This is a genomic window from Streptomyces mayonensis (assembly GCF_018982965.1).
Classification (GTDB): Bacteria; Actinomycetota; Actinomycetes; order Streptomycetales; family Streptomycetaceae; genus Streptomyces; species Streptomyces mayonensis.
The window spans coordinates 48,405-73,317 of record NZ_JACBYP010000033.1; the positions used below are offsets into that span (position 1 = coordinate 48,405).

A 24,913-nucleotide genomic window follows, 5' to 3' on the forward strand; every position below is an offset into this window, starting at 1 on the left:
TTACGGCGCCCTCCGTCACGCCCTCCGTCACGCCCTTCACGACACCGGTCGCGAATCCGCCCACATCATCTCGAACTCCTCACGGTAGGTGGGGAAGAGTCCGGCTTCGTCCGGCTGGTCCGACTTCACGACCTTGCCGCCGTTGCGCCCGTTGCGCAGCACGAGGACCGGCGCCTCCATGCCCCGGGTGCGGCGCAAGTAGGACTGCACGACCGCGATGCCGTCGGCGCCGTCGCCGTCGACGAGGTAGGCGGTGAAGCGGGGGGTCTCGTCGAAGACCTGGATCTCGAAGGCGCCGGGGTCCCGCAGCCGGGCCCGCACCCGGCGCATGTGCAGGATGTTCATCTCCACGGCACGGCTCAGCTCGCCCCGTTTGATACCCAGTTCGCGCTCGCGGCGTTTGATGGCGCTGGAGGCCGGGTTCAGGAAGAGCAGCCGCACCCGGCCGCCGGCCTCGGCCATCCGCAGCAGGCGGCGGCCGGAGAAGTTCTGCACGAGCAGGTTGAGGCCGATGCCGAGGGCGTCCACGCGGCGGGCGCCGCCGAACAGGTCCTCGGCGGGGAACTGGCGCAGCAGCCGCACCCGGTCCGGGTGCACGGCGACGACGTCGGAGTAGCGGTCGCCGACCAGGTCCTCCACCGCGTCGACCGGCAGCCGTCGCGCGGACGGCACGTCGCTGCCCGCGCCGAGTATCTCCAGGAGCCGCGCGGAGGCCCGCTCGGCCTGGCTCAGCACGGCCTCGGACAGCGCCCGGTTGCGGGAGACGACGTTGCGGGTGACCTCCAGCTCGTCCAGGGCGAGTTCGACGTCGCGGCGCTCGTCCACGTACGGCTCGAAGCAGGGCCAGTGCTGCACCATCAGCTCGCGCAGCTGGGGCAGGGTGAGGAAGCTGAGGACGTTGTCGTCGGCCGGGTCGAGGAGGTAGCCCTTGCGGCGGCTGACCTCGCGGACGGCGACGGCCCGCTGCACCCACTCCTGCCCGGCGGGTCCGGCCGCGGCGACCACCCAGTCGTCGCCGTGGACGGGCTCGTACACCGGCCTGAGGACGGCCGCCACGACGGCGCGCAGCCGCTGTTCGACCAGGTTCAGCCAGATGTAGGCCCGGCCCGCCCGCTGCGCACGGGTGCGCACCTCGTGCCAGGCGTCGGAGTCCCAGTCCAGTTCCGGACCGATCGCGCCCGCGTTCATCGGCCGCGCCAGGGACACCGCACCGGGCGGGACGTCCGTGGAGTTCTCCTGGTGACCGTCGTCACCAGGAGGCAGCTCCAGCCCTCCCGAGCCCACCCGTGTACCGCCTTCCGCTCCCCCGGTCACTGCCGGGGACACCCCGTCCCAACGATCAAGGAAGGGTACTCCGGGAGCGGTCCGCGGTGCAGCCCGATGGACCGGCCGGTTTTGCCAACCTCCTTGATCCACAAGGCCGTTCCGCCCGCCGTGACACCGAGGAGTGAGCGGATTCATAGCGGTGACGCGGCCGGGGCCCGGAGCAGGGGCCCCGCGTCCGGCCCGGAGCGGAACCGGAGCGGAGCCGGAGCGGAACCGGAGCGGAACGCCCGCGGGTGGGTAGGAGACGTACGTACCGGACCTGGGTACCAGGGGTCGCCTCATCTTTCGGGGAGACTTCCGGGGGACTCGGAGCCAAGGCGTCCGCGCGGGCGCCCCACACCTGAAAGAGTCGTGTCCATGCAGGTCTGGCCTGGAGAGGCGTATCCACTGGGTGCCACGTACGACGGCGCCGGCACCAATTTCGCGGTCTTCACGGAGGCCGCCGACCGAGTAGAGCTGTGTCTGCTGCACGACGACGGCTCGGAGACCGCGATCGAGCTGCGGGAGAGCGACGCCTTCGTGCGGCACGCGTACCTGCCCGGCGTGATGCCCGGGCAGCGCTACGGCTACCGCGTGCACGGCCCGTACGCCCCGCAGCGCGGGCTGCGCTGCAACAGCGCCAAGCTGCTCCTCGACCCGTACGCCCGTGCGATCAGCGGGGCGGTCCAGTGGGGCGAGGAGGTGTACGGCTACCACTTCGGTGAACCGGAACGGCGCAACGACCTGGACTCGGCGCCGCACACGATGACGTCGGTCGTGGTCAACCCGTACTTCGACTGGGGCGACGACCGGCGCCCCCGCACGGAGTACCACCACACGGTGATCTACGAGGCGCATGTGAAGGGCCTGACGATGCGCCACCCGGGCCTGCCGGAGGAGCTGCGCGGCACCTATGCGGCCCTCGCGCACCCGGCGGTCGTGGAGCACCTGACCGAGCTGGGCGTGACGGCGCTGGAGCTGATGCCGGTGCACCAGTTCGTCAACGACCACCGCCTGGTGGACATGGGGCTGAACAACTACTGGGGCTACAACACGGTCGGCTTCTTCGCCCCGCACAACGCCTATGCCTCGTGGGGCGACCGCGGTCAGCAGGTGCTGGAGTTCAAGTCGGCGGTGAAGGCGCTGCACGAGGCCGGGATCGAGGTGATCCTGGACGTGGTCTACAACCACACCGCCGAGGGCAACCACCTGGGTCCGACCCTGTCCTTCCGGGGGCTCGACAACCCCTCGTACTACCGGCTGGCCGACGACCCGCGCTACTACACGGACACCACGGGCACGGGGAACTCGCTGCTCATGCGGTCCCCGCACGTCCTGCAGATGATCATGGACTCGCTGCGCCACTGGGTCACCGAGATGCACGTCGACGGGTTCCGCTTCGACCTCGCGGCCACCCTGGCCCGGCAGTTCCACGAGGTGGACCGGCTGTCGTCGTTCTTCGACCTGGTGCAGCAGGACCCGGTGGTCTCGCAGGTGAAGCTGATCGCCGAGCCCTGGGACGTGGGCGAGGGCGGCTACCAGGTCGGCAACTTCCCGCCGCTGTGGACGGAGTGGAACGGCAAGTACCGGGACACGGTGCGGGACCTGTGGCGCGGCGAGCCGCGCACACTGGCGGAGTTCGCGTCCCGGCTGACCGGTTCCTCCGACCTCTACCAGGACGACGGGCGCCGTCCGCTGGCCTCGATCAACTTCGTGACCTGCCACGACGGTTTCACCCTGCACGACATGGTGGCGTACAACGACAAGCACAACCAGGCCAACGGCGAGGACAACCGGGACGGCGAGAGCCACAACCGCTCCTGGAACTGCGGCGTCGAGGGCGACACCGACGACCCGGCGGTGCGCCGGCTGCGGATGCGGCAGATGCGGAACTTCATCGCCACCCTGCTGCTCTCCCAGGGCGTCCCGATGATCAGCCACGGCGACGAGTTCGCGCGCACCCAGCGCGGCAACAACAACGCCTACTGCCAGGACAACGAACTGGCGTGGGTGGCCTGGCCCGACGGCGACAGCGACAGCACGGACCCCGGGCTGCTGGAGTTCACCCGCGCGATGGTGTGGCTGCGCAAGGACCACCCGGTCTTCCGCAGGCGCCGCTTCTTCCACGGCCGTCCCGTGCAGGGCACGCACGACGAGCTGTCGGACATCGCGTGGTTCACCCCCGAGGGGACGGAGATGACGCAGCGGGACTGGAACTCCGCGCGGGCGTCGGCGCTCACCGTGTTCCTGAACGGCAACGCCATCTCCGAACCCGATCCGCGCGGGGAGCGCATCGCCGACGACTCGTTCCTGCTGATGTTCAACGCCTCGCCGAAGCCGCTCGACTTCGTCGTGCCGGTCGACCACGGCCGGCAGTGGGAGGTCGTCGTGGACACCGCCCGCACGGATCCGGTCCCCTCGCAGACGGGACCGAAGGTGCAGGCCGGGGACCGGCTGACCCTGGTGGACCGGAGCCTGACGGTGCTGCAGCGGCCGGTGTAGGGGCCCGTTCCGGCGCGGGCTCCTTCACCCGTGCAGGGGGCCGGTGACACGAAAGACGGCGAGGCGGGTACGTAGGTTTCCATGACACCTGAGCGACCCGGCCCGGTGCCGTCCCCGGCCGCCTCCCCCGTCCCGTCGGCCACCTACCGGCTCCAGCTGCAGCCCGCCTTCCCCTTCGGGGCCGCGGCGGCGGCCGTGCCGTATCTGGCGTCGCTCGGCGTGTCGCACCTGCACCTGTCCCCCGTCCTGGAGGCGGTACCGGGCTCGCGGCACGGCTACGACGTCGTCGACCACGGGCGCGTGCGCGAGGAGCTGGGCGGCGAGGAGGGGCTGCGCGCGCTGGCGCGCACCGCGCGGGAGCACGGTCTCGGCCTGGTGGTGGACATCGTGCCCAACCACATGGCGATGTCGCCGCGCCACAACCACGCCCTGTGGGAGGTGCTGCGCGAGGGCCCGGAGTCGCCGTACGCGCGGTGGTTCGACATCGACTGGCAGGCGCAGGGCGGCCGGGTGCTGCTCCCGGTGCTCGGCGCCCCGGTCGGCGAGGTGCTGGACGACCTCCGGGTCGACGGCGGCGTACTGCGCTACCACGAGCACGCGTTCCCGCTGCGGGACGGCACCGAGGACCTGCCGCTGCCGCGGCTCCTGGACGCCCAGTGGTACCGCCCGGCGTGGTGGCGGCTCGCCCGCACCGAACTGAACTACCGGCGCTTCTTCAGCATCTCGGAGCTGATCGGCCTGCGCGTGGAGGACCCGGAGGTGTTCGAGGCCACGCACGCCACCGTTCTGCGGCTGCTGCGCGAGGGCGTCGTCGACGGGCTGCGCGTCGACCACCCCGACGGACTCGCCGACCCCGGTGCCTACCTGGCGCGGCTGCACGAGGCGACCGGCGGGCGGTGGACGGTGGTCGAGAAGATCCTCGCGGACGGGGAACGGCTGCCCGCCGACTGGCCCGTGGCAGGGACGACCGGCTACGACGCGCTGCGCCATGTCGACGGGCTCTTCACGGACCCGGCGGGACACGGGGAACTCCTCGGGCACTACCGCGCCTTCGCCGCTCCGCAGCCGGACCTGGGCGGCGACTGGGCGGCGACCGTGCGGCGGGCGGCGTACCGGGTGCTCACGCACGAGCTGGCCGCCGAGACGGACCGGCTGACCCGGCTGGCCCACCGCCTGTGCGCGGCCTCTCCGGAACCCGCGCTGAGCGACCGGGCCCCGTGGGCGCTGGGCACGGCGCTGCGGGAACTGCTGGTGCGCCTGGAGGTGTACCGGCCGTACACGCCGGCGGACGCCGCGCGGGTCGTCACCGGTCAGGCGGCGGCCGAGGCGCGGCTCGCGTTCGCGGTGCCCGAGGAGGCCGGCGCGGTGGACGCCGTACGGGACCTGGTCCTCGGACGGTACGGGGACGGTCCCGAGTACGTGGAGTTCCGGACGCGCTTCGCGCAGACCGCCTCCGCGCTGCGCGCCAAGTCCGTCGAGGACTCGGCCTTCTACCGTTACGTGCCGCTGCTGTCGGCGACGGAGGTGGGCGGGAACCCGGGGGGCCCGGCCCTGGAGCCGGAGGTCTTCCACGCCTACTGCGCGCGCGTGCAGCGCGACTGGCCGGCGACGGGCACGGTCGTCTCGACCCACGACACCAAGCGCAGCGCCGACGTGCGCGCGGCGCTGGCGGTGCTCACGGAGTGCCCCGCGCGGTGGGCGGACGTCCTGACGGAGGTCAGCCGCGCGGGTGAGGCGGCGCCGGACCTCCAGCTGGCCTGGGCGGCCTGGCAGACGGTGTTCGGGCTGGGCCGGGCGGACGGCGGGCGGGTGCGGGAGGCGCTGCTGAAGCACGTGCGCGAGGCGGGCCTGCACACCGGCTGGACGGAGCAGGTGCCGTCCTACGAGGAGGCGGTGGACCGGTTCGTGGCGGCGGGTCCGTGCGGGGCACCGGGCGAGCGGGTCGCCGAGCTGCGCAAGGCCCTGGAGCCGCACGTGCGGGCCAACGTCCTCGGCACGGCCCTGATCCATCTGACGATGCCGGGCGTGCCGGATCTCTACCAGGGCACCGAGCACGAGTACCTGGCCCTGGTGGACCCGGACAACCGACGACCGGTGGACTTCCCGACGGACGCCCCGACGGACGCCACGGGTGACGCCCCGGGGGGCATCCCGCGGGCCCCCCGGGCCGGTGCCTCCCCGGCTCCGCCGCCGGGCGGGAGCGCCGCCGGCGGCGGGTACGGCGGGGACGGCGCGGGGAAGACGGCGGTGACCCGGGCGGCGCTCGCGCTGCGGGCCCGGCGGCCCGGCGCCTTCGGCGGCGCGGCGACGTACGAGCCCCTGCGCGCCGAAGGTCCCGCGGCGGCGCACTGCGTGGCGTTCGCCCGCTCCGGGGACGTGGTGACGGCCGTGACCCGGCTGTCGCTGCGGCTGGCACAGGAGGGCGGCTGGCGCGGGACGGTGCTGCCGCTGCCGCCGGGCCGGTGGGCCGACACGCTGGCGGCGGGCCGGGAGTTCACGGGGCACGCGCGCGTGGAGGAGCTGTTCGCCGACACGCCGGTGGCGCTCCTCGATCGGGTGGGCGACGTCTGAGGCGGGCCTGCGCGAAGGTCTGAGGCCCGGGCCTGCGCGGAGAGGGGGCCGCGGGTCACTCCTGGTGCATCGGCACCGCGGCCTCGGCGCCCCGGTCCGCCTCGACGCGGCGGGGGTCCGCCGCGGGGCGCCGCCCCGCCAGCTCGAAGGCGGCGAGGACGACGCGGGTCTGGTACTCCACCTGCCGGGCGACCGGTATCCAGCGGGCCCCGCAGCCGTCGCGGTAGTCGGCGCAGCCCTCGTCGACGAGCCGGTCCAGTTCGGGCAGGACCCCCGCCGGATCGTTCCCCGCGCGGGTCACCAACTGGTGCAGCAGTCCCGCGGTCCGCAGGGCGAGGCGCCGTCCGGCCAGCCGCAGCGCGACCAGGTGGGCGGTGCTCATCGGCGGCAGGGGACGGCCCGAGCCGTCGTCGGCGTCGGGGTCCCAGGTGTCGGCGAGCCGGGGGCAGACGAGCAGGTAGTCGTCGACCGGGGCGAGCAGGTGCGCGGCTCCGGGCACGGCGGCGAGGTGCGGCCGCATCCGGGCGAGGACGCGCTGCAACCGCCGGGCGTCCTGCCGCAGGGTGCGGCTCACGTTGCGGAGCGCCGCGTCCCGGTCGGCCGGGGGTGAGGCGTCCGCCACGGCGGCCACGCCCCACATCGGCGCCTCGACGACCGCGGTGACCGTGCCGTAGTGCCGCGGGTGGCACCACGTGGAGTCCACGGCGGCCTCGGTGATGGCCGCGGTGAAGTCGCCGCGGCGGGGCGGCGGGATGCGGTAGACGGCGGGGCCGAGTTCGGGCCAGTACAGGGTGTCGTAGGCGCCCAGTTCGCGGGGGACGCCGAGCCGGGCCGCGATGTGGGCGATGCGTCCGGCGATGCCGGGCAGTTCGTGGGTCAGCTCGACGAAGCCGCCGCCCACGTCGACACCGTGCAGGGAGCACTGGAGAAAGGGGCGCAGTTCGTCCTGGAGGCCGAGCAGCGCGCGGGTCTCCGGCAGCGCGGCGCGCTCCGGCCCGTCGGGCAGCCACTCGGGCTGCTCCAGGAAGCCGGGCCGGAAGAAGTTCCGGGCGTAGCGGCCGAGGGTGTACGGGCCGGACAGCCAGCCCTCGTTGCGGCGCAGGCCGTCGGGGTCGACGCACAGCAGCAGGTTCCAGGTGGCGTCGGCGCCCTCGGTGAGGTGGGGGTCGGCGACGGCGCGTTCGGCCAGCCGCAGGACGGTGGCGCCGCCCACGGGCTCGTTCGCGTGCGGTCCGGCGACGACGAGGACCTGGCGGCTGCCGTGGCCGACGGAGAGCAGCAGCAGCGGGGTGCCCGCGCGGGAGGTGCCGACGCGGCGCAGCCGGGCGTGCCGGGGATGGTGCGTGACGAGTGCGGCGGCCCGGGCACCCAACTCGTCCACGGTCGGATAGCGCAGGAGGGGCGGCAGGGCACACCTCCACGATGCGGGCCGTCGGTTCACCTGGTGTGCGCGGTCTACGCACAGTCAGTCACGACTTGGGGGGTACGTCAACACCGCGAAATGCAAAGGGATGGTGCCGGTCAAGAGGCGTACGACGCCCAGTGAAGCCCGGGCCACGGGTGAGTTCGCGGGGGTGGCCGGCCTCAGTCCGCCGCAAGACGGAAGGCCATCCGGCCGAAGCCGATCTGGTCGCCCTCGCGGACCACGGCGGCTCCGATGACCCGCCGTCCGTTGACCGTGGTGCCGTTGGTCGAACCCAGGTCGCGCAGCACCCACATGCCGCCCTGCCGGCTGAGTTCCGCGTGCACCCGGGAGACCGTCTCGTGGCTCAGCCGCAGCCCGCTCGCCGGATCCCGCCCTATGCGCAGCGGATGACTGGTACCGGGGTGGGGCAGCAGCAGCTTGGGCAGCCGCTCGGCCCGCCAGGCCGTGGCGAGCCGAGCGCCGAACCCGGACACCGCCTCGACGGTGCCGAACACCAGCCGCGACAGCCGGCCCTCGGTGGACAGGTCGGCGGTGAGCACCACCAGATCCTCCGCGCGGCGGGCGGTGAGCGCCAGCTCCATCCTGCGGATGAACGTGTCGTGGGACAGCCGTCCCGTGGCGACGCCGTCCCGCAGCGCCTTGAGCGCCTTGTCGCGCTCCGCGTCGGACAACCGCGCGGGGTACGTGTTGAACTCGTAGGACGACGTCACGCAGGTGATTGTCGGTCAGCTGCGCCGACGTGTCCAGAAAACAGGAGAACGGCAGCCGCGCGCGGTGCGCACCCGACGCGGCCGACGACACCCGCGGCGGGCGGCGGCGTTCCCCGGCGGACCGGCCCCCGATACAGGACCATGGACGGGCTGGATCACGCTGAGCAGACGAAGGGGAACCGTCCGTGCAGTTCGAGGTGTGGGCACCACAGGCCGGCCGAGTGACGCTGAAGTGCGACGGCGCCACGCGCGCGCTGGAGCAGGATCCGGAGCGGCCGGGGTGGTGGTGCGGCCGGAGCGAGGCGCGGGACGGTTCGCGGTACGGCTTCGCGGTGGACGACGGACCGGTGCTGCCGGACCCGCGCTCGCGCCGGCAGCCGGACGGCCCCGACGGGCTGAGCGCGGTCGTCGACCACGCCCGGTACCCGTGGCGTACGCCGTGGGCCGGGCGCCCGCTGCCCGGCGGCGTCCTGTACGAGCTGCACGTGGGCACCTTCACCCCCCGGGGCACGCTCGACGCCGCCGCCGAACGCCTCGGCCACCTGGTGCGGCTGGGCGTCACCCACGTGCAGCTGATGCCGCTGTGCCCGTTCCCGGGCCGGCACGGCTGGGGGTACGAGGGCGTCTGCCTGTGGGCGGTGCACGAGCCGTACGGCGGGCCCGAGGCACTGAAACGGTTCGTGGACCGGGCCCACGAGCTGGGCCTCGGCGTGGTCCTGGACGTGGTCCACAACCATCTGGGCCCCTCGGGCAACTACCTGCCCGCCTTCGGCCCGTACTTCACCGACACCCACCACACGCCCTGGGGCGTGGCCGTCAACCTGGACGCGCCGGGATCGGACGAGGTCCGGGCGTACCTGGTGGACAGCGCGCTGGCGTGGCTGCGGGACTACCGGCTCGACGGACTGCGCCTGGACGCGGTGCACGCGCTGGTGGACACGCGCGCGTGCCACTTCCTGGAGCAGTTGTCGGCCGCGGTGGACGCGCTCTCGGCAGGCCTGGGCCGGCCGCTCTTCCTGATCGCCGAGTCCGACCTCAACGACCCGCGGATCATCACCCCGCGCGCGGAGGGCGGCCTGGGCGTGCACGCGCAGTGGAACGACGACTTCCACCACGCCGTGCACACCGCGCTGACCGGCGAGTCGCAGGGCTACTACGCCGACTTCGCGCGCGATCCGCTGGCGGCGCTCGCCAAGACGCTGACCCGCGGCTACTTCCACGACGGCACCTGGTCCGGCTTCCGGGGCCGCGGCCACGGCCGCCCCCTCGACCGCTCCCGCACGGCCGCGCACCGGCTGACCGGCTACAGCCAGACCCACGACCAGGTCGGCAACCGCGCCCGGGGCGACCGGCTGGCCGCCCTCGTCTCCCCCGGCCTCGCGGCCTGCGCGGCCACCCTGACGCTGACGGCGCCCTTCACGCCGATGCTGTTCATGGGCGAGGAGTGGGCGGCCGGTACGCCGTGGCAGTTCTTCACCGACCACACCGACCCGGAGCTGGCGCGGGCGGTGCGCGACGGCAGACGGCGCGAGTTCGCCGCGCACGGCTGGCGCGAGGAGGACGTGCCCGATCCGCAGGACCCGGCGACGCGCGAACGCTCCTGCCTCGACTGGTCGGAGCCGGAACGCGCGCCGCACGCGCGCGTGCTGGACTGGTACCGGCGGCTGATCGCCCTGCGTGCCGCGCAGCCGGACCTGACCGACCCCGACCTCTCCGACACCAGGGTGGCGTACGACACGGAGGCACGCTGGCTGGCCTTCCGGCGCGGTGACATCCGGGTGGCCGTCAACCTGGGCCCCGGACCGGCCGCGATCCCGCTGGGCAACCGTCCCGCGCGCGTGCTGGCCGCGTGGGAGCCGGTGACGGGCCCGGACGCCGACGGACTGCTGCATGTACCGGGCGAGTCGAGCGTGGTCCTGGCGCAGGAGTGAGCGGTGACGGGCCGCCGGTGCCGAGGCCGCACCGGCCGCCGCTGCCCTGCCGCACCACCGGGCGGGGCGTGCGCTCTCGTTGGTCGTGTGTCCTCGCTGCGGTGGCGTGCCGAGGGTTCAGGGGGTGTCGTCGGGGTCGTTCCCGCGCAGTTCCGTGACGCGTTCCAGCAGGATCGGCTCCCAGGCGCGCCGCAGCAGGGTCCGGAGCAGCGCCGGGGACGGACCGGGCCGCCCGGCGAGAACGTCGGCGAGCTGGACGACGGTGTCGCAGCGGGCCAGCCACAGGCCGCGCAGACAGGGCCGGGCGCCGTATCCGGCGAGGGTGGCGGCGCGGACCGCGGCGGGCGACCCGACGCAGCGGGCGAGCCCCGCGATGTCCTCGGCCGGGTCGCCGAGGACCGCGTCGGCCCAGCCGAGGACGCCGCGGACCCGGCCGTCGGCGCCGACCACGAGGTGGTCGTTTGCCAGTGCGTGGTGGACGAGGACCGCCGTGCCCTGCTGGACACCGAGCTGGGCGGACGCCTGGCTGGTCAGCCGCTCGGGCCGGGACGGGTCGAACTCGTCGGCCCCGGCCAGGCGCCGGACGGCCCGCTCGGCGGCCCGGCGCAGCGTCTCCAGGGAGCGCGGGGCCGCCCGGGGCACACCGAGTGCCTCGGCCTGCTGGACCGGCACCTCGCGCACACCGGTCAGCAGCGCCGCGAGGTCGGCCTCGCCCAGGGCGGACACGTCGTGGTCCTCGCCCGAACCGCCGGCCACCTTGGCGTCCAGCGTGTAGGGCAGCCCCGGCGCCCACTCGCCGTGCGCCACGCTCGCCGGCACCGCGACGGGGAGGTACGGCCGGACCAGCTCGCGCAGGCGCAGTTCGCGGCGCTGGCGCGCGGCGGCGTCGCGGTCGGTGGCCAGCCTCAGCACGTGCCGTGGGCCGACCCACCAGGTGGCGGGGTCGGCGCCGCCGACGACGGGCCGGACGTCGGGTTCCGTGCTTCCCCCCAGCAGGGAGCTGACCAGTCGGCGGACGGTGTCCGCGGTGGGTGTCGGTGCCTGGGTCATGGTCGCGCCGTCGTCTTCCGGGTCTGCCGGGACTGCCGCGTCCTCCCGGCGTTCGGGCTCCTGCTGCCGCCTGTCACTCCACCACGACCATCTCCCTGGTGGTGTCGTTGAAGCGCCGGCCGCCGTCCTCGGTGACGGTGACGATGTCCTCGATGCGTACCCCGAACCGGCCGGGCAGGTAGACGCCGGGCTCGACGGAGAAGCACATGCCCGGTACCAGCGGCTGCTCCTCGCCCTCGATCATGTAGGGCGGTTCGTGCGTGGTCACGCCGATGCCGTGGCCGGTGCGGTGGATGAAGTACTCGCCGTACCCGGCACCGGCGATGACCGCGCGGGCGGCGCGGTCGACGTCCTGGCAGGCGGCGCCGGGGCGCACCGCCCGGAAGCCGGCCTCCTGCGCCTCGCGCACCAGGTCGTGCACCCGGCGCTCCTCGTCGGTGGGTTCGCCGACGTGGACGGTACGGGAGGTGTCGGAGCCGTATCCGTCCTTCAGTCCGCCGAAGTCGAGGACGACCATGTCGCCGTCCTCGATGACGCGGTCGCCCACCTCGTGGTGCGGGTTGGCGCCGTTCGGCCCGGAGGCGACGATGGTGAAGTCGACCTGGGAGTGCCCGAACCGGCGCAGCAGCCCGGCCAGGTCGGCGGCGACCTCCGACTCTCGGCGCCCGCCGAAGCGGACGCCCCGGATCTCCTCGAAGGCGGCGTCCGCGGCCGCGCCCGCCGCCGCCACCAGGTCCAGCTCGGCCGCGTCCTTCACGGCGCGCAGCATCGGCAGCGCCTCGGTGAGGGAGGCGTAGGAGGTGCCGGGCAGGGTGCGCTGGAGGGCGAGCAGGTGCATGGCCCAGGCGTTGTCGCTGACGCCGAAGCGCCCGGACGCGTCGAGGAGGGCCGCGGTGGCCGCGTAGGGGTCCTTGCCGTCGGTCCAGTCGTGCAGGGTCAGGGCGGAGGCGCCGGCCGCGTTCCGGGCGTCGGGGGCCTCGAGTGCCGGGACGACGAGCACGGGGTCACGGTCGGGGGCCAGGACGAGGAGGGTGAGGCGTTCGGTGTCGGCCGGGGGCGCGTACCCGGTGAGCCATACGAGGTCGGGGCCCGGCGCGACCAGGAGACCGGCGAGTCCGGCACCGGCGGCCGCACGCGCGGCGCGGTCCATGCGGGCCCGGTAGTCGTCGGCGGTGAACGGTGCGGCGGCTTGGCTGCCGGTCATCCGGGCCTCCCTGGGCGAAGGGGCGAGTGCGAGGGCGAAGTCACCACGAGCAGCATCCTGCCCCCGGGGCGGTGACCGCGCGAGTCAATTGACGTCGGCCGCCCGTCGCGGCGGGCACCGGCACGCGGTACGGGCGCGCCTGCACCCGGTGCGGGCTTCGGCCCCGGCCCCGTGCGGGCGAGGCGCGGGGCGCGTGCGCGGGGCGTGGGGGTGCAGGACGGGCACGCACCGGGTGCGGGCGGGGTGCGGGGACCCCGACGCGGGCCGGGCGGCAGCCCGCCGGGCGGCGTGCGTGCTTCCGCACGGTCACGTGACGACGCCGGGTACGGCGGTGAGCTGCTGGTAGCCGCCGCTCTTGTGGCGCACGGTGACCTTGACCTCCTTGCCCGGGCGGGCGCGGGACACCGCGTGTGCGAGGTCGGCGGCCGAGTCGACGCGGGTCGTGCCGAAGGCCAGCAGCACGTCGCCCCGGACCAGCCCCGCCGCGTACCCGGGGCCGGGCACGTGGACCCCCACGATCCGGGCCCCGGGTTTCCGGTCGTCCACGGCCTCCACCCCGAGGGTCGCACCGGCCGGTGCCGGCGAGGGGGACGCGGGCGGGTGCGCCGGGGCGGCCCGGGTTCCCGTCGGCGCACCGGCGCCCGGTCCCTGTGCCGCCGACTGGCGCTGCATCTCGGCGAGTCTGCTCATGCCGATGACGGTGGCGCCCACCGTGCCGAGCCCCACGCCCGCCAGGAGCAGCACGAGCGCGGCGAGGACGCCGAGCAGCACGGTGGTGAGCCGCCGACGGCGCCGGCGCCCCGGGTGCGGGTGCGGGACGGTGCCGGGTTCGGTGCCGGTGCCCGGCTCCCGTCCGGGCATCGGCTTGGGACGCAACGCTGTCTGTTCCATGGATCGCCTCCGGCAGGTGCTCTACCCGGCGCACCGGCGCGTGACGAGCCACGAAAGAGTGAGACTGAACGTCGGTCAGTGCGTCGGCACGGGGCTCCTTTCCGGCCTGGGTCCGGGCCCGGGGAGGGACGGCAGGGGTGCGGCCGGGATCCGGTCCGGGAGGAAGCCGTGGGTGCGGCCCGCGAGGTACTCCGCCTTGTAGCGCGGGACGTTGCGGTGCCAGTTGAGGATGCCCGCCATCCAGTTCTGCAGGTCGGTCACATAGCCCTGCATGATCTCCCGTGCCTCGTCGGAGAGCTGGAAGTCGTCGTGGACGACGGGGAGTTCGTGCGCCACGACGTGCTCGAACTGGCGCATGCGCTGGTTCATCAGGTCCTGCACGACGCGGAGGGCGGCCGGGTAGTCGACGCCGAAGAAGTTCTGCACGACGAACACGGCGTTGTGGATCTCGCCCTCGTACTCGATCTCCTTCTGGTACGAGAAGACGTCGTTGAGCAGGCAGGCGTAGTCGATGGCCGCGTTCTCCAGGGAGCGGACGGGGCCGCTGCGGTAGACCTCGGGTGGCACCGCGGGGCCGTGCCCGGCGCGGCACAGGCCCAGGGTGAGGTCGGAGCCGAAGGTGGCGCGCCGCATCTCCAGGTAGTCCACCGGGTCGGGGACGCGGTTCTGGATCTGGTTGGACAGCTCCCACACCCAGGCCTCGGTCATCGTGTCGACGGCCGTCTTGAGGGAGCTGCGTTCCTCGGGCGTCATCCCGGCCGTCGTACGCACCCACAGGTCGATCAGGGAGCGTTCCATGGCGTTGGCCGGGGGCGGGACCGGTTCGCCGTCGAGCGGCATGCAGGCCGACAGCCGGGCGGTGGTGAGCCTGGCCGCGGCGAGGTCGCGGCGGTGGCCGTAGACGAGCGGGTAGTAGTCGTCGCCGTACGTCCCGAAGGCGAGCCAGCCGGAGGCGAGGTCGAGCTGGTCCTGGGTGGCGTCCGGGTCGAGGCCGGCCGCGCACAGCGGGAGGTCGCAGCTCGCGAGCTTGTCCTCGTCCCAGACGCCCTCACTGAGGATGCCCATCTCCTGGCACCACTGGGACAGGTGCCGCCGGGCGCCCTCCAGGGCGGGGCTCAGCTCCAGCGGGTAGGGCATGCGGATGTCCGGGATGACGGAAGGGCCGACCTTCTGGAAGGGAGTCCAGGCGTAGGGGCGGGCGCGTCCGGCGACCGCGGCGGCGAGCAGCGCGCCGACGTCGGCGGCGGAGGTGCCGGGGCCGGTCAGGGCCTGCCAGCCCGCGGCGGGCAGCGCGCCCTTGTTCATGTACCGGCTGGAGCGCAGGTGCCATTCGTGACCGCCGGACTGCCAGTCCTGCAGCCCCTTCGTGTAGGCGGCCACGGCGGCGGCGCCGGCCGGCGTCAGCCCCTGTTCCAGGGCCACCGCGGGCACTTCGGTGAACGCCGTGTGCTCGAACTGGTGCAGCCGGGAGGTGAGGACGTCGTTGACCAGGTCCGCGGCCTCCTGCGTGGTGCAGTCGAAGAAGGTCTCCAGGACCAGCACGCCGTTGCTCAGCTCGCCCTCGTCCTCGACCTCCCGCTGGTAGGAGAAGAGGTCGTTGCGCAGGTGGACGGCGTCGGAGAAGGTCTCCATCAGCACCCTGAGCGGCCGGGTCCCGGCCACGGCGGCGGGCACCTCCGCCGTCGCGTACTCCACCAGGCCCGCCGACCAGGGGGCGCCGCCGACCTTGCGGCGCATCTCGATGTACTCGACGGGGTTGGCGATCCGCCCCTCGTTGATGTTGGACAGCTCCCACAGGGACTCGTTGAGCAGGTGCTCGGTGGCGACGGCGAAGCGGCGGCGCCAGTCGGCCGACATGGCCGGCACCGTGCGCGTCCAGAGGTCCGCGAGACCGGCCTCGACCGGGTTCTCCGGCTCGGGCATCCCGGCGGCCGGGTCGAGGGGCATGAACAGGGGCAGCCGGTCGAGGTGGGCCTTTCCGCCGACGCGGTCCTGGGTGCGTTTGAACTTCTCGAGGAAGTGGTCGTCGAAGAAGAAGACCCACACGTACCAGTCGGTGATCAGGGAGAGCGCCGGCCCGTCGCAGTCGGGGTGGGTGTAGGCGCAGAGCAGACCGTAGTCGTGCGCGTCGAGGTCGGACTGCTCCCAGACCCCGGATCCCTCCAGCATGCCCATCTCGCGCGCCCACACGGTCGAGTGGGCGCGGGCCTCGTCGAGATGCGGATTGAGCCGCGCGGGATGCGGCATGTAGAAGTGCGGGAGTTCGAACGGCTGTTGCGTCATGGCCGGGCCCTACCCAGGGCACTTCGGGCACATCCACCGGGCAGGACATGATCACACCATCGCGTGAATCAGCCCGGAATACGGGAACTTCTCCCTCAGTACCTGACCTGGATCAGCGCGTGTGTCCCGCTCGTCCGCCAGCTCCGCTCACCGCTCGCCTCCAGCGCGGCCTCGGTCCCGGCGTCGAGCCCGGTGATCACGTCGGACTTGAGGGTGCGCAGGGCGGCGACCGGGCCGGGGAAGTACGCGGTGACGTCCGCGAAGGAGGTGGTCGGCGGCCACCACCGGTCGCCGACCAGGCGCCGGTAGTTCAGGTCGCCCTTGAGGACGGTCACGGTGGCCGCGGCGAAGTCCTCGCGCAGGTCGCCGGGCATGTCCGCGTACGGCAGCGGCGCGCAGGAGAAGGGGTGGGCGCGGACGCGGACCCGGCCGTCGGTGAGCGCGGTCCAGAGCCGTGCGCCGTGCGCGGCCGCCGCACCGCCCGCGGCGACGAGCCGCCGCAGGGCGTCGAGCACGTCGGTGGGCGTGGCGTCGGAGACGTAGTACGGGTACGGCTTGACGTGCAGGACGGCCCGGTCCACGCGCCCCTCGGCGAGGAGGTGGGAGACGAGGAGCAGGTCGGGGACGAGTTCACGGCCGGCGTTGTCGGCGACGAGGCACAGCGTCCTGGGCCCCGGGGCGCCTGCCCGGGCGGGCGGCAGCAGGGACCACAGCGTGTCGCTGTCGTCGGCGACGAGGGCGCCCGCCTGGTCCCCCGCGCCGGCGCCGCCCGCGGAGAGGCGGAAGCCGAGGTCGGCGCGGTTGCCCCAGAGCGAGCCGTGCAGCAGGGCCCGGGTCCGTTCGCCTGCGGGCAGCGCGTCGAGGCCGTCGAGCGCGGCGAGTTCCTCGTCCGTCTCCGGAGCGTCCAGTTCGGCGAGCTTCGCGGGCCGGAAGGGGTCCACGCCCCGCCAGGCGCCGGGGCCGAAGTGGCCGACGGCGTCGAGGAGGCGGCGGTAGAAGTGGCTCTCGGCCCACAGCCAGGGCACGTCGTACCAGGAGCGGCCGGCGTACGCGTCCATGCCCCAGCCCGCCCAGCGGTCCCGGTCGCGGCCGGTGGGGTCGGCTTCGGCGGGCAGCGGTTCGACCACCCCGTCGGCACAGCTCGCGAGGAGCGCGTCGAGGGCGTCCCGCACTTCGGGGCCGTAGGGGAACGACTCGCGCACCTGGCGGACGATGGCGGGGTGCCGCTCGGCGAGCACGCCGTGCGGGAAGGATCCGGGCTCGTTGCCGAGGATGACGGGAGCGGACTCGTCCGGGGTGGCGGGCATGCGCCTCACCGTACCTCGCGGGCCCCTGCGGGAGCGGGGAGCGGCCGCCTTCGCGGGAGCCCGCGCGGCGGACGTACGGCCCCGGGCGCCCGTACCCCGTCAGGCCGTCGGCCCCCCGACCCCGTCAGGCCGTTGCCGTCTCGCGCTCCAGGCGGGCCGCGAGGGTGACGTAGCGGGCGCGTCGGGTCACCGGGACCATGCCGCGGATCAGGATGTGCCACATCTCGGCCAGCCGGCGGGACTGCCGCCCGGCCGGTTCCAGGGCGCCGCTCACCAGACGGGTGCCGACGATGGAGCAGACGAGGGTGTGGGCGACGGAGGCCGCGTCGATGTCGGGGTGCACGTCGGACTGCCGGACGGCGTCCAGCAGCCGGGACGTCGCGATCTCACGCCACTCGGTGAAGGGGTGGGCCAGCGGCGGCCGTACTGGCACTCCCCCGGCGGCCAGCCGCAGTCCGGCACGCAGCACCGGGCCCTCCTCGCACAGCCGGGCCATGCCGAAGGTGAGGCGCATCAGCGACTCCAGCGCGGTGTAGCCCCGCGCGTCCAGTTCCGCCGCCAGTCGGCGCGAGGTCGTGGACTGGATCTCCATGATGGCGTGGGCGAGGTCTTCCTTCGCCGCGAAGTGGAAGTACAGGGCACCTTTGGTGACACCGGCGTGGGCCACGATCTCGCTGAGGCTGGTCGACTCGTAGCCGTGACGGTCGAACAGGTCGGCGGCTGCACCGACGATCGTCGCGCGGGTCTGCTCGGCGCGTAGCTGCCTCGCCATCGGCTGAACTCTCCTGGGCTGGAACTCAACAGGCCGTGCCGCCTGTCTGCACCCCCTGTACACGATAACTCACCGGCTAACTGGTCGTCAGATCCGGATCATTGGCCAAGGGTCCGCCGCGGCCAGGTCCGGTGCCGGTGCCCGGTCCGCCCGGCTCGGTGGGCGGACCGGGCACGCCGGGCGGGACCGGGCGGGAGCGGCCGACCCGGGCGCGGATCCGGCCGGTTCGACTGATCGCCGGGACTGTTGCGGGCCGGTTTCCGTCAGTTGACGAAAACGGTCAGTTGACGAAAACGGTCCCGCTGCCGTCGGTCACGGGCGCGTACGTGGCGGTGAACCAGCCGTCGGCGAAACAGAGTCCGGAGCCGGAGACCTTGGTGAAGTGCTGGTCGGCGAAGGCGATCGAGTTGTCGGCGTTGCTCGCCGTGCCGGTCAGCCCCGGGGACTCGTAGACGCAGTCGATGCTGCCGAGCAGGGTGCGCAGGGACACGGTGGTCCGGACGGCGGAGCCGCTCGCCGGGGTGACGGTGACGGCGCCCGCGGAGGACACGGTGCTGGTGTAGGGCAGGTTGGCGACCTTGATGCCGGTGACGCCGAGGACGCCCGTGACGTTGCTGGTGCAGCTCGCGCTGTCGAAGGTGTGGGCGGTGAGCGACTCGGTGGCCGTTCCGGGGGCCGTGGGGTTGTCGGTGACGGTGACGGTGAACTGCGAGGACGTGCAGGAGACGCCGCTGCTGCCGTCCGCACTGGAGTGGAACGTGGCGCTGGTGCCGCTCGCCAGGGGGGCGACCAGGGTGTCACCGACCGCGACGGGCGTGCCACCGGCGGCACCGGTGGTGAGGACCGGGGTGTCGGCGGCGGTCCCGGCCGCGGCGGGCAGGACCGCCGGGAGGGTCAGGGCGGCGACGGCGGCGGTGAGGGTGAGCAGAGTACGTGTACGCATGCGACGGCCTCTTCTCGGACGTGGGGTTGGGTGAGCGGGCTTCGGCCAAGCGGACTTCGATCAAGGGAGAGTTCGGTGAAGCGGGGTTCGGCGCAGGGGCGGGGCCGGCCGGCCGCGGGGGTGCGGCCGGCCGATGTTGGAGACGTCACGGACCTCGCCCGTGACGCATGCCTTGCCACTCCGCCGGGGCGGAGAGCGAGCCCGGGCGCGGAGCGGGGGACGGACCTGCCTGTGGTGCACGCGGAACGAGGGACCGGTGACGCGCGCGGAGCAAGGGGCCGGTGGTGCACTCGGCGCGGCACCGCCGACGGGCGGTGTGACACCGGCGGACTCGGGGCCGACCCGCTAGGTACGGCGGAGCTCCCGTGGGGCAAGGGGGCCGGGAACGCGGCGATCGCCGCGGGAACGGATCCGGCGCCACGGATCCGGGAAGCAGGGCCAGTTGTACGACTGCTGTCGTGTCTGCGTCAAGCACACGGACGGAAGTCGAAGGCGGGTTCTCGCGCATCACCGCGCCCACCGCACGGACAGCGCGACAGGCGGCACACAACCCGCACTCTTTACCCACAACTTGCTTGACCCTGCACTGTAACCACCGGTAACTTCCCGAATGGCTACTGGTGCGTAACGTGAACGTCCCTGCAACCGCCGGGAGTTGACGGGAGACGTGCGCCCCAGCCGCTGTCCGCGCCAGGACAACGCGCCATCCAAGTCCGTACCGCGTTCACCAGGCCCCTGGGAGCAGACTATGGCCCCGTCCCCGGACGTCACCCCGTCCGCCGGCAACACCCCCGAGCCCGCGAGACCCGGCCGGGTCAGACTGCGACGGGCCGCGGTCCTCGCGGTGCCCGCCGCCGCCGTCGCCGCGACCCTGGCGGTGCTCACCGCCCAGGGCGCCCTCGGCGTGCAGTTCGCCATCTCCGGCATGCCCTTCACCGTCACCGCCACGGAACTCGACGGCAACGGGTTCGCCCAGTTCGGCGGGCTCGACAACATGGCCGAGGGCAGCCCCAACGCCGGTGACACCGGGGGCCAGGTTCTGGTCGTCACCTCCGTGATCAAGAAAGCCGAACTCACCAAGCTGTGCCAGAGCGTCGACCTGGGCGGCACCAACCTGCTCATCACCGCGGGCGACGGGAGCACCCGGGTCTCGGCGAGCGATCTGACGACCGACTCGACGTTCCTGTCGGGCGACGCCTCCTTCAACAACATCGAGATCGGCAACGACGCCGGCACGCTGGACAAGGCCGGGCCGAAGGGGCGCGGTCCGACCGGCGTCTTCAGCCAGCAGGCCGACACCGTGCAGATCAAGAACCTGCGTCAGACCAACTACGCCACCACGGCGGGGGTGTTCAAACTGCCCGGCCTGAAGCTGCGCTTCAGCGGGTCGGGCTGCTGATGTCCGGCGACCGGCGCCGGGGCTTGTGGGCCGCGTTCCGCAACTGGCGGGCGGGGCGGCCGTTCTGGGGCGGGCTGCTGCTCACCCTGGCCGGGGCGGAGGTCCTGTTCACCATGAAGGCGTCCTTCAAGGTCGTGATCCACGTCGGCATGCAGGGCGTCGCGGGATACCTGCTGCCGGCCGTGATGCTGCTCTGCGGGCTGCTGACCCTGGTGAACCCCTCCCAGCGCCTCTTCTACTCACTCATCGGCGTCCTGGCCTCGCTTGGCACCTGGGTCACCTCCAACCTGGGCGGCTTCCTGGTCGGGCTGCTCCTCGGCTGCGTCGGCAGCTGCCTGGTCTTCGGCTGGCTTCCGGACCAGGAGTCGCGCCGCGACCGCCGGCGCCGCAGGAAGGCGGCACGGGCCGCACGCACGGCCCCGCCGCCGCTGGAGCAGAGCGCGGGCGGCCCCGCCTGATCGTCCGGCATCCGGACCGCCCGGCAACCGCGCTCCGGCACGCACCCGGAGCGCGGACGCCGGGCACCGCGCGTTGGGAGCCGTTGTGGGAGCAGGACACCGCGCGGTGCAAGCCCGCCGCCACGCGTCGCAAGCCGGGCGCGCGGATTCCGGTACGTGCCGGGTGTATTCCGGTGTGTGGCGCGTGGATTCCCGTACGTGCGGGTGTATTCCGGTACGTGGCGCCTGGCTTCCGGTACGTGGCCGTGCGCCAATCCCCGCGCGCCGTGCGCCGCGTACGGCGAGCGCGTGGCGGCATACCGCCCGGGATTCCGCTTCGGCCCGCTTTCGCAACCGCTTTTCATCACGATGCGGCACCGACGACTCACACCAGGTCGCTGATCACTTGACTCCCAGCCGCCACACACGGTTTGCTCCGGCCAGGCGATTTTCACCCGGTTGGCGCACTGACCCGTGTCTCCGGGCCTCTCGTCCTGTTCCTCCTGCTCCGCTGCCCAGCGAGGTGCCCCAGCCCCCATGAGTACATCTCCCCCGTCCACCCACTCCCTCGGACCTCTGCGCGCCGCGGCCCTCGCCGCGGCCGTCTGTCTGCTGGCGGCCGGCTGCTCCGCCCTCGGCGGGGACGAGGACGGCTCCGCGACGGACTCGGCGGGCGGCTCCGACCGGATGAAGATCGTCATGGTCACCCACGGCGATGAGGGCGACGCCTTCTGGGACCGCGTCCGCAAGGGCGCCGAGGCGGCGGCCGCCAAGGACGACATCGACCTCACCTACGCCGGCGACGCCGACACCGCCGACCAGGCGGACCTGGTGCGCGACGCCGTCCGCGACAAGGCCGACGGCATCGCCGTGACGCTGGCCAAACCGCAGGCGATGAAGGCTCCCGTGGCCGAGGCCAAGGCCGCCGGAATCCCCGTGGTCGGACTCAACTCGGGCATGGACGCCTGGCGTGCGACCGGCCTCCTGAGCTATTTCGGTCAGGACGAGAGCGTCGCCGGACGGGCCGTGGGCGACAAGCTGACCTCCCTCAAGGCCAAGCACGCCCTGTGCGTCATCCACGAGCGTGGCAACGTTGCCGTGGAGGCACGCTGCGCCGGTGTGAAGAAGACGTTCGAGGGCGAGACCGACATCCTCTACGTCGAGGGCACCGACATGGACGCGGTCCGCACGGCCGTCGCCGCCCGGCTGAAGCAGGACAACAGCATCGACGAAGTCGTCATGAACGGTGCGGCGTTCGCCATGGCCGCGGTCGACTCGGTCGACCAGGCGGGCAGCAGCGCACACGTCGCCACCTTCGACCTCAACGAGGACCTGGTGTCCGCCGTCAAGCGCGGGGACATCCAGTTCGCCGTGGACCAGCAGCCCTACCTCCAGGGCTACCTGGCCGTGGACGCCCTCTGGCTGTACCGCACCAACGGCAACGTCAGCGGCGGCACCGAGGCCCCGGTCCTGACCGGCCCCGCGTTCGTGACCCGTACGAACGCCGGCGAGGTCGCCAAATACGCCGCGGGAGGCACCCGGTGACCGGGCGCCGCGGCAGCCGACGCCGGCACGCATCCGCTCCCCTCCCCCACTGAACACCGCCACCGAACGCCCCCACCACACGCCTAGGACGACAATGTCTGCACGGAAGACACGGAAGACAAGGAAGAAGGGTGCCCGGCGCCGCCTCGGCTCCATACGTCTCTCCCTGATCCTCCTCGCCCTGGTCCCCGGCGTCACCCTCGCCGCGGTGTGGAGCGTCACGACGATCCAGATGTTCTCGGAGGGCCTGCGGCTGCGCGAGCAGACGCAGTTGAGCCGCGACACCGGCGCCATGGGAACCGAGGCCGCCCTGGCGCTGCAGCGGGAACGCAGCCTGTCGGCCGCCTGGCTGGCCGCGCCGGACAGCAACCGGACGGAACTGGACGAGCAGCGCCGGAAGACGGACGCGGCGGTCGCGCAGCTGGTCGGCCAGTCCGCCGCGATCGAGAGTGCGCCCTCCCGCGTCTCGGAGCAGCTGTACTCGGTCCTCGGCTCGGTGGGCAGCCTCGAGTACTACCGCAACCAGGTGGACAACCCGAGCGACATCACCGCCGAGCAGGCACTCGACCAGTACACCTCGATCGTCGACGAGCAGATCCACGCCTTCCAGGAACTGTCGCAGGTCGACGACGGCGACCTCACCTCCCAGGCGGGTCCGCTGGTCGCCATCGAACACGCCGCCGAACTGGTCTCCCAGGAGGACGCCCGGCTCACGCTGGCCTGGTCGACCGACCGGATGGACGAGGAGCAGTGGGACCGGTTCGCCCAACTGGTGCACACCCGGCGCTGGCTGGTGCAGGACCAGATCGTGCCCTCCCTGAGCGGCGACGCCAAGGCGCAGACCGAGCGCATCCTCGCGAGTTCCGAGTGGAAGTCCCTCCAGGACGTCGAGGACCAGGTGCTCGCGGCCCGCGGGGCGGGCGGCAACGACCGGATCGACCTGCCGGACGCACGGCAGCGCTGGGTCACCGCCTTCGAGAAGATCCGCACCCAGTACGGCCAGCTCATCCGGCAGCAGACCGACGGACTCCTCGACCGCAGCGCGGAGGAGGCCCAAGGCCTGCTGATCAAGGCCGGGGTCCTCAGCGCGGGCGGCCTGGTGGCCCTGCTGCTCTGCGTCGTCATGTCCTGGCGCATCACCCGCTCGCTGTCCCGGCGCCTGCGCGGACTGCGGCTGGCCACCCTCGGTCTGGCCCAGGAACGGCTGCCCGACGTGGTGGCCCGGCTGGAGCGGGGCGAGAAGGTCGACGTGGAGTCGGCGACCCCGCCGCTGGACTACGGCAACGACGAACTGGGCCAGGTCGCCCAGGCGTTCAACACGGCCCAGCGCACCGCCGTGCACACCGCGGTCGAACTGGCCGACACGCGGCGCGGCTTCCAGAAGGTCATCCTGGGCATCGCCCGGCAGAGCCAGAACCTCGTGAACATGCAGCTCGGCAAGCTGGACGCCCTGGAGCGCGAGCACACCGATCCCGAGATCCTCAAGGGCCTGTACGAACTGGACTCCACGGCGAGCCAGTTGCGCCGCTACGAGGAGAACCTCGTGATCATCAGCGGCGAGCAGCCCCGGCGTACCTGGCGCGAACCCGTCTCGCTGGTCGACATCCTGCGCAGTGCCGTCGGCGAGGTCGCCGAGTACCAGCGCGTGGAGCTGCACGCCGACGAGGAGGTCGGTCTCGCCCCGCCCGCGGTGGCGGACGTGATCCACCTGCTCGCCGAGCTGATCGACAACGCGACCGCGTACTCCCCCGCCCCCAACCCGGTCGGAGTGCGGGCGGCGCTGGTGGCCAAGGGCCTGGCCGTCGAGATCGAGGACCGCGGGCTCGGCATGTCGGAGGAGGACTACGACACCTTCAACGAGCAGCTGGCGGTGGCCCCGCAGTTCGACGTGGTGGCGCTCGCCGACGACCTGCGGCTCGGCATGTTCGTGGTCGCGCGCCTCGCGCACCGGCACCGCATCACCGTCACGCTGCGCCCGTCGCCGTACGGCGGGACCACGGCGATCGTGCTGATCCCGTACGAGATCGTGGTCCGTGACGTGACCGGCGGGAGCGCGACCGCCGACGGGAGGCCGCTGCCCGCAGTGCCGGCGTCCGGCGGGACGAACCCGGCCGACCCGGCCGACCCGGCCGAGCCGGCCGACTCCCGCGACTCGTCCGCCGCTCCCGGCTCCCCCGACTCGTCCGGCCGTTACGCCGGGAGCGCCGCGGGGGCCGCCGGAGCCGGACGGGCGGCGGCGCCTGACACGCCTGCTTCCGCGTACCCTTCTCCTCCCACGCCTGCTCCCGCTCCCGCGAAACGGCCCGTACGGCCGTCGCGGAAGGTCCCCGTGAGCCGGCCCGCGCCGACCGCCGGTTCCGCTGCCGAGCGCAGCGGCCTCGCACCGCTGCCCCGCCGGGTGCCGCAGACCAGCCTCGCCGCCGAATTGCGCGACGAGGACCTCCGCGGCGGCCGGGACGGCAGTAACGGTTCGTCGGACGACTGGGCCGACTTCACGGCCGACCGCGCCGCGTCCTCCCTCGCCGGTTTCCAGCGCGGCACCCTGCGCGCCCAGACGGACGACGACGCCCACGACGGCACGGGCGCCGCAGCCCTCGGCCACGACCCCACCGATCCCACCGATCCCCCCGCCCACCC

Annotated in this window: 17 protein-coding genes; 7 read left to right on the forward strand and 10 right to left on the reverse strand. The window is 73.4% G+C overall.

The features are described from left to right. Nucleotides 1–36: 36 nt before the first annotated feature. The gene (locus tag HZS56_RS15445) at nucleotides 37–1,284 is read right to left on the reverse strand and encodes a DUF5919 domain-containing protein (RefSeq protein WP_216721242.1); all 1,248 of its coding nucleotides are present in this window, start codon (nucleotides 1,282–1,284) and stop codon (nucleotides 37–39) included. Nucleotides 1,285–1,683: 399 nt separating this feature from the next. Between HZS56_RS15445 and glgX the strand changes: the two genes are divergently transcribed. Further along, on the forward strand, nucleotides 1,684–3,807 hold the full coding sequence (gene glgX, locus HZS56_RS15450; protein ID WP_216721243.1) for a glycogen debranching protein GlgX: 2,124 nt from the start codon (nucleotides 1,684–1,686) through the stop codon (nucleotides 3,805–3,807). A gap of 81 nt (nucleotides 3,808–3,888) precedes the next feature. Then, nucleotides 3,889–6,378 (forward strand): malto-oligosyltrehalose synthase, encoded by a 2,490-nt coding sequence (gene treY / locus HZS56_RS15455; RefSeq protein WP_216721244.1) that lies wholly within the window; start codon nucleotides 3,889–3,891, stop codon nucleotides 6,376–6,378. A gap of 55 nt (nucleotides 6,379–6,433) precedes the next feature. On the opposite strand, the gene HZS56_RS15460 is transcribed toward treY, so the two are convergent. Together HZS56_RS15460 and HZS56_RS15465 are read right to left on the reverse strand one after the other, a co-directional pair. Then, nucleotides 6,434–7,759 (reverse strand): M14 family zinc carboxypeptidase, encoded by a 1,326-nt coding sequence (locus HZS56_RS15460; RefSeq protein WP_216721245.1) that lies wholly within the window; start codon nucleotides 7,757–7,759, stop codon nucleotides 6,434–6,436. Between the two features lie 203 nt (nucleotides 7,760–7,962). After that, the gene (locus tag HZS56_RS15465; protein WP_216721246.1) at nucleotides 7,963–8,514 is read right to left on the reverse strand and encodes an FHA domain-containing protein; all 552 of its coding nucleotides are present in this window, start codon (nucleotides 8,512–8,514) and stop codon (nucleotides 7,963–7,965) included. 185 nt (nucleotides 8,515–8,699) lie between these two features. Here HZS56_RS15465 and treZ point away from each other — a divergent pair, with 185 nt between their 5' ends. Further along, nucleotides 8,700–10,445 carry a malto-oligosyltrehalose trehalohydrolase gene (gene treZ, locus HZS56_RS15470; protein ID WP_216721247.1) on the forward strand — a complete coding sequence of 582 codons (1,746 nt, stop codon included), beginning with the start codon at nucleotides 8,700–8,702 and terminating at the stop codon, nucleotides 10,443–10,445. Nucleotides 10,446–10,562: 117 nt separating this feature from the next. On the opposite strand, the gene HZS56_RS15475 is transcribed toward treZ, so the two are convergent. The 7 genes from HZS56_RS15475 to HZS56_RS15505 all read right to left on the reverse strand — a co-directional run bounded on the left by HZS56_RS15475 (nucleotide 10,563) and on the right by HZS56_RS15505 (nucleotide 18,895). Next, nucleotides 10,563–11,495 carry a phosphotransferase family protein gene (locus HZS56_RS15475; protein WP_216721248.1) on the reverse strand — a complete coding sequence of 311 codons (933 nt, stop codon included), beginning with the start codon at nucleotides 11,493–11,495 and terminating at the stop codon, nucleotides 10,563–10,565. Between the two features lie 73 nt (nucleotides 11,496–11,568). Further along, the gene (locus HZS56_RS15480) at nucleotides 11,569–12,699 is read right to left on the reverse strand and encodes an aminopeptidase P family protein (protein ID WP_216721249.1); all 1,131 of its coding nucleotides are present in this window, start codon (nucleotides 12,697–12,699) and stop codon (nucleotides 11,569–11,571) included. Between the two features lie 306 nt (nucleotides 12,700–13,005). Next, nucleotides 13,006–13,590, reverse strand: a complete 585-nt coding sequence (locus HZS56_RS15485) for a PDZ domain-containing protein (RefSeq protein ID WP_216721250.1) — start codon at nucleotides 13,588–13,590, stop codon at nucleotides 13,006–13,008. Between the two features lie 75 nt (nucleotides 13,591–13,665). Next, nucleotides 13,666–15,873 carry a germacradienol/geosmin synthase Cyc2 gene (gene cyc2 / locus HZS56_RS15490; protein WP_216721251.1) on the reverse strand — a complete coding sequence of 736 codons (2,208 nt, stop codon included), beginning with the start codon at nucleotides 15,871–15,873 and terminating at the stop codon, nucleotides 13,666–13,668. Between the two features lie 95 nt (nucleotides 15,874–15,968). Beyond that, the gene (locus HZS56_RS15495) at nucleotides 15,969–17,180 is read right to left on the reverse strand and encodes a damage-control phosphatase ARMT1 family protein (RefSeq protein ID WP_216721252.1); all 1,212 of its coding nucleotides are present in this window, start codon (nucleotides 17,178–17,180) and stop codon (nucleotides 15,969–15,971) included. A 124-nt stretch (nucleotides 17,181–17,304) separates the two neighbouring features. Continuing rightward, the gene (locus HZS56_RS15500) at nucleotides 17,305–17,952 is read right to left on the reverse strand and encodes a ScbR family autoregulator-binding transcription factor (protein ID WP_216721253.1); all 648 of its coding nucleotides are present in this window, start codon (nucleotides 17,950–17,952) and stop codon (nucleotides 17,305–17,307) included. A 280-nt stretch (nucleotides 17,953–18,232) separates the two neighbouring features. Further along, entirely contained in the window at nucleotides 18,233–18,895 is a 663-nt protein-coding gene (locus tag HZS56_RS15505; protein WP_216721254.1) for a Tat pathway signal sequence domain protein, read from the reverse strand. Between the two features lie 748 nt (nucleotides 18,896–19,643). Here HZS56_RS15505 and HZS56_RS15510 point away from each other — a divergent pair. The 4 genes from HZS56_RS15510 to HZS56_RS15525 all read left to right on the forward strand — a co-directional run. Next, nucleotides 19,644–20,294, forward strand: a complete 651-nt coding sequence (locus tag HZS56_RS15510) for a DUF6230 family protein (RefSeq protein WP_216721255.1) — start codon at nucleotides 19,644–19,646, stop codon at nucleotides 20,292–20,294. Further along, on the forward strand, nucleotides 20,294–20,752 hold the full coding sequence (locus HZS56_RS15515; RefSeq protein ID WP_216721256.1) for a DUF6114 domain-containing protein: 459 nt from the start codon (nucleotides 20,294–20,296) through the stop codon (nucleotides 20,750–20,752). The genes HZS56_RS15510 and HZS56_RS15515 overlap by 1 nt, the downstream gene beginning before the upstream one ends. 516 nt (nucleotides 20,753–21,268) lie before the next feature. Next, nucleotides 21,269–22,276, forward strand: coding sequence for a substrate-binding domain-containing protein (locus HZS56_RS15520; protein ID WP_216721257.1), 1,008 nt, complete (start codon nucleotides 21,269–21,271; stop codon nucleotides 22,274–22,276). 94 nt (nucleotides 22,277–22,370) lie between these two features. After that, the coding region (locus HZS56_RS15525; RefSeq protein WP_216721258.1) for a sensor histidine kinase at nucleotides 22,371–24,913 on the forward strand (2,543 nt) is incomplete at its 3' end.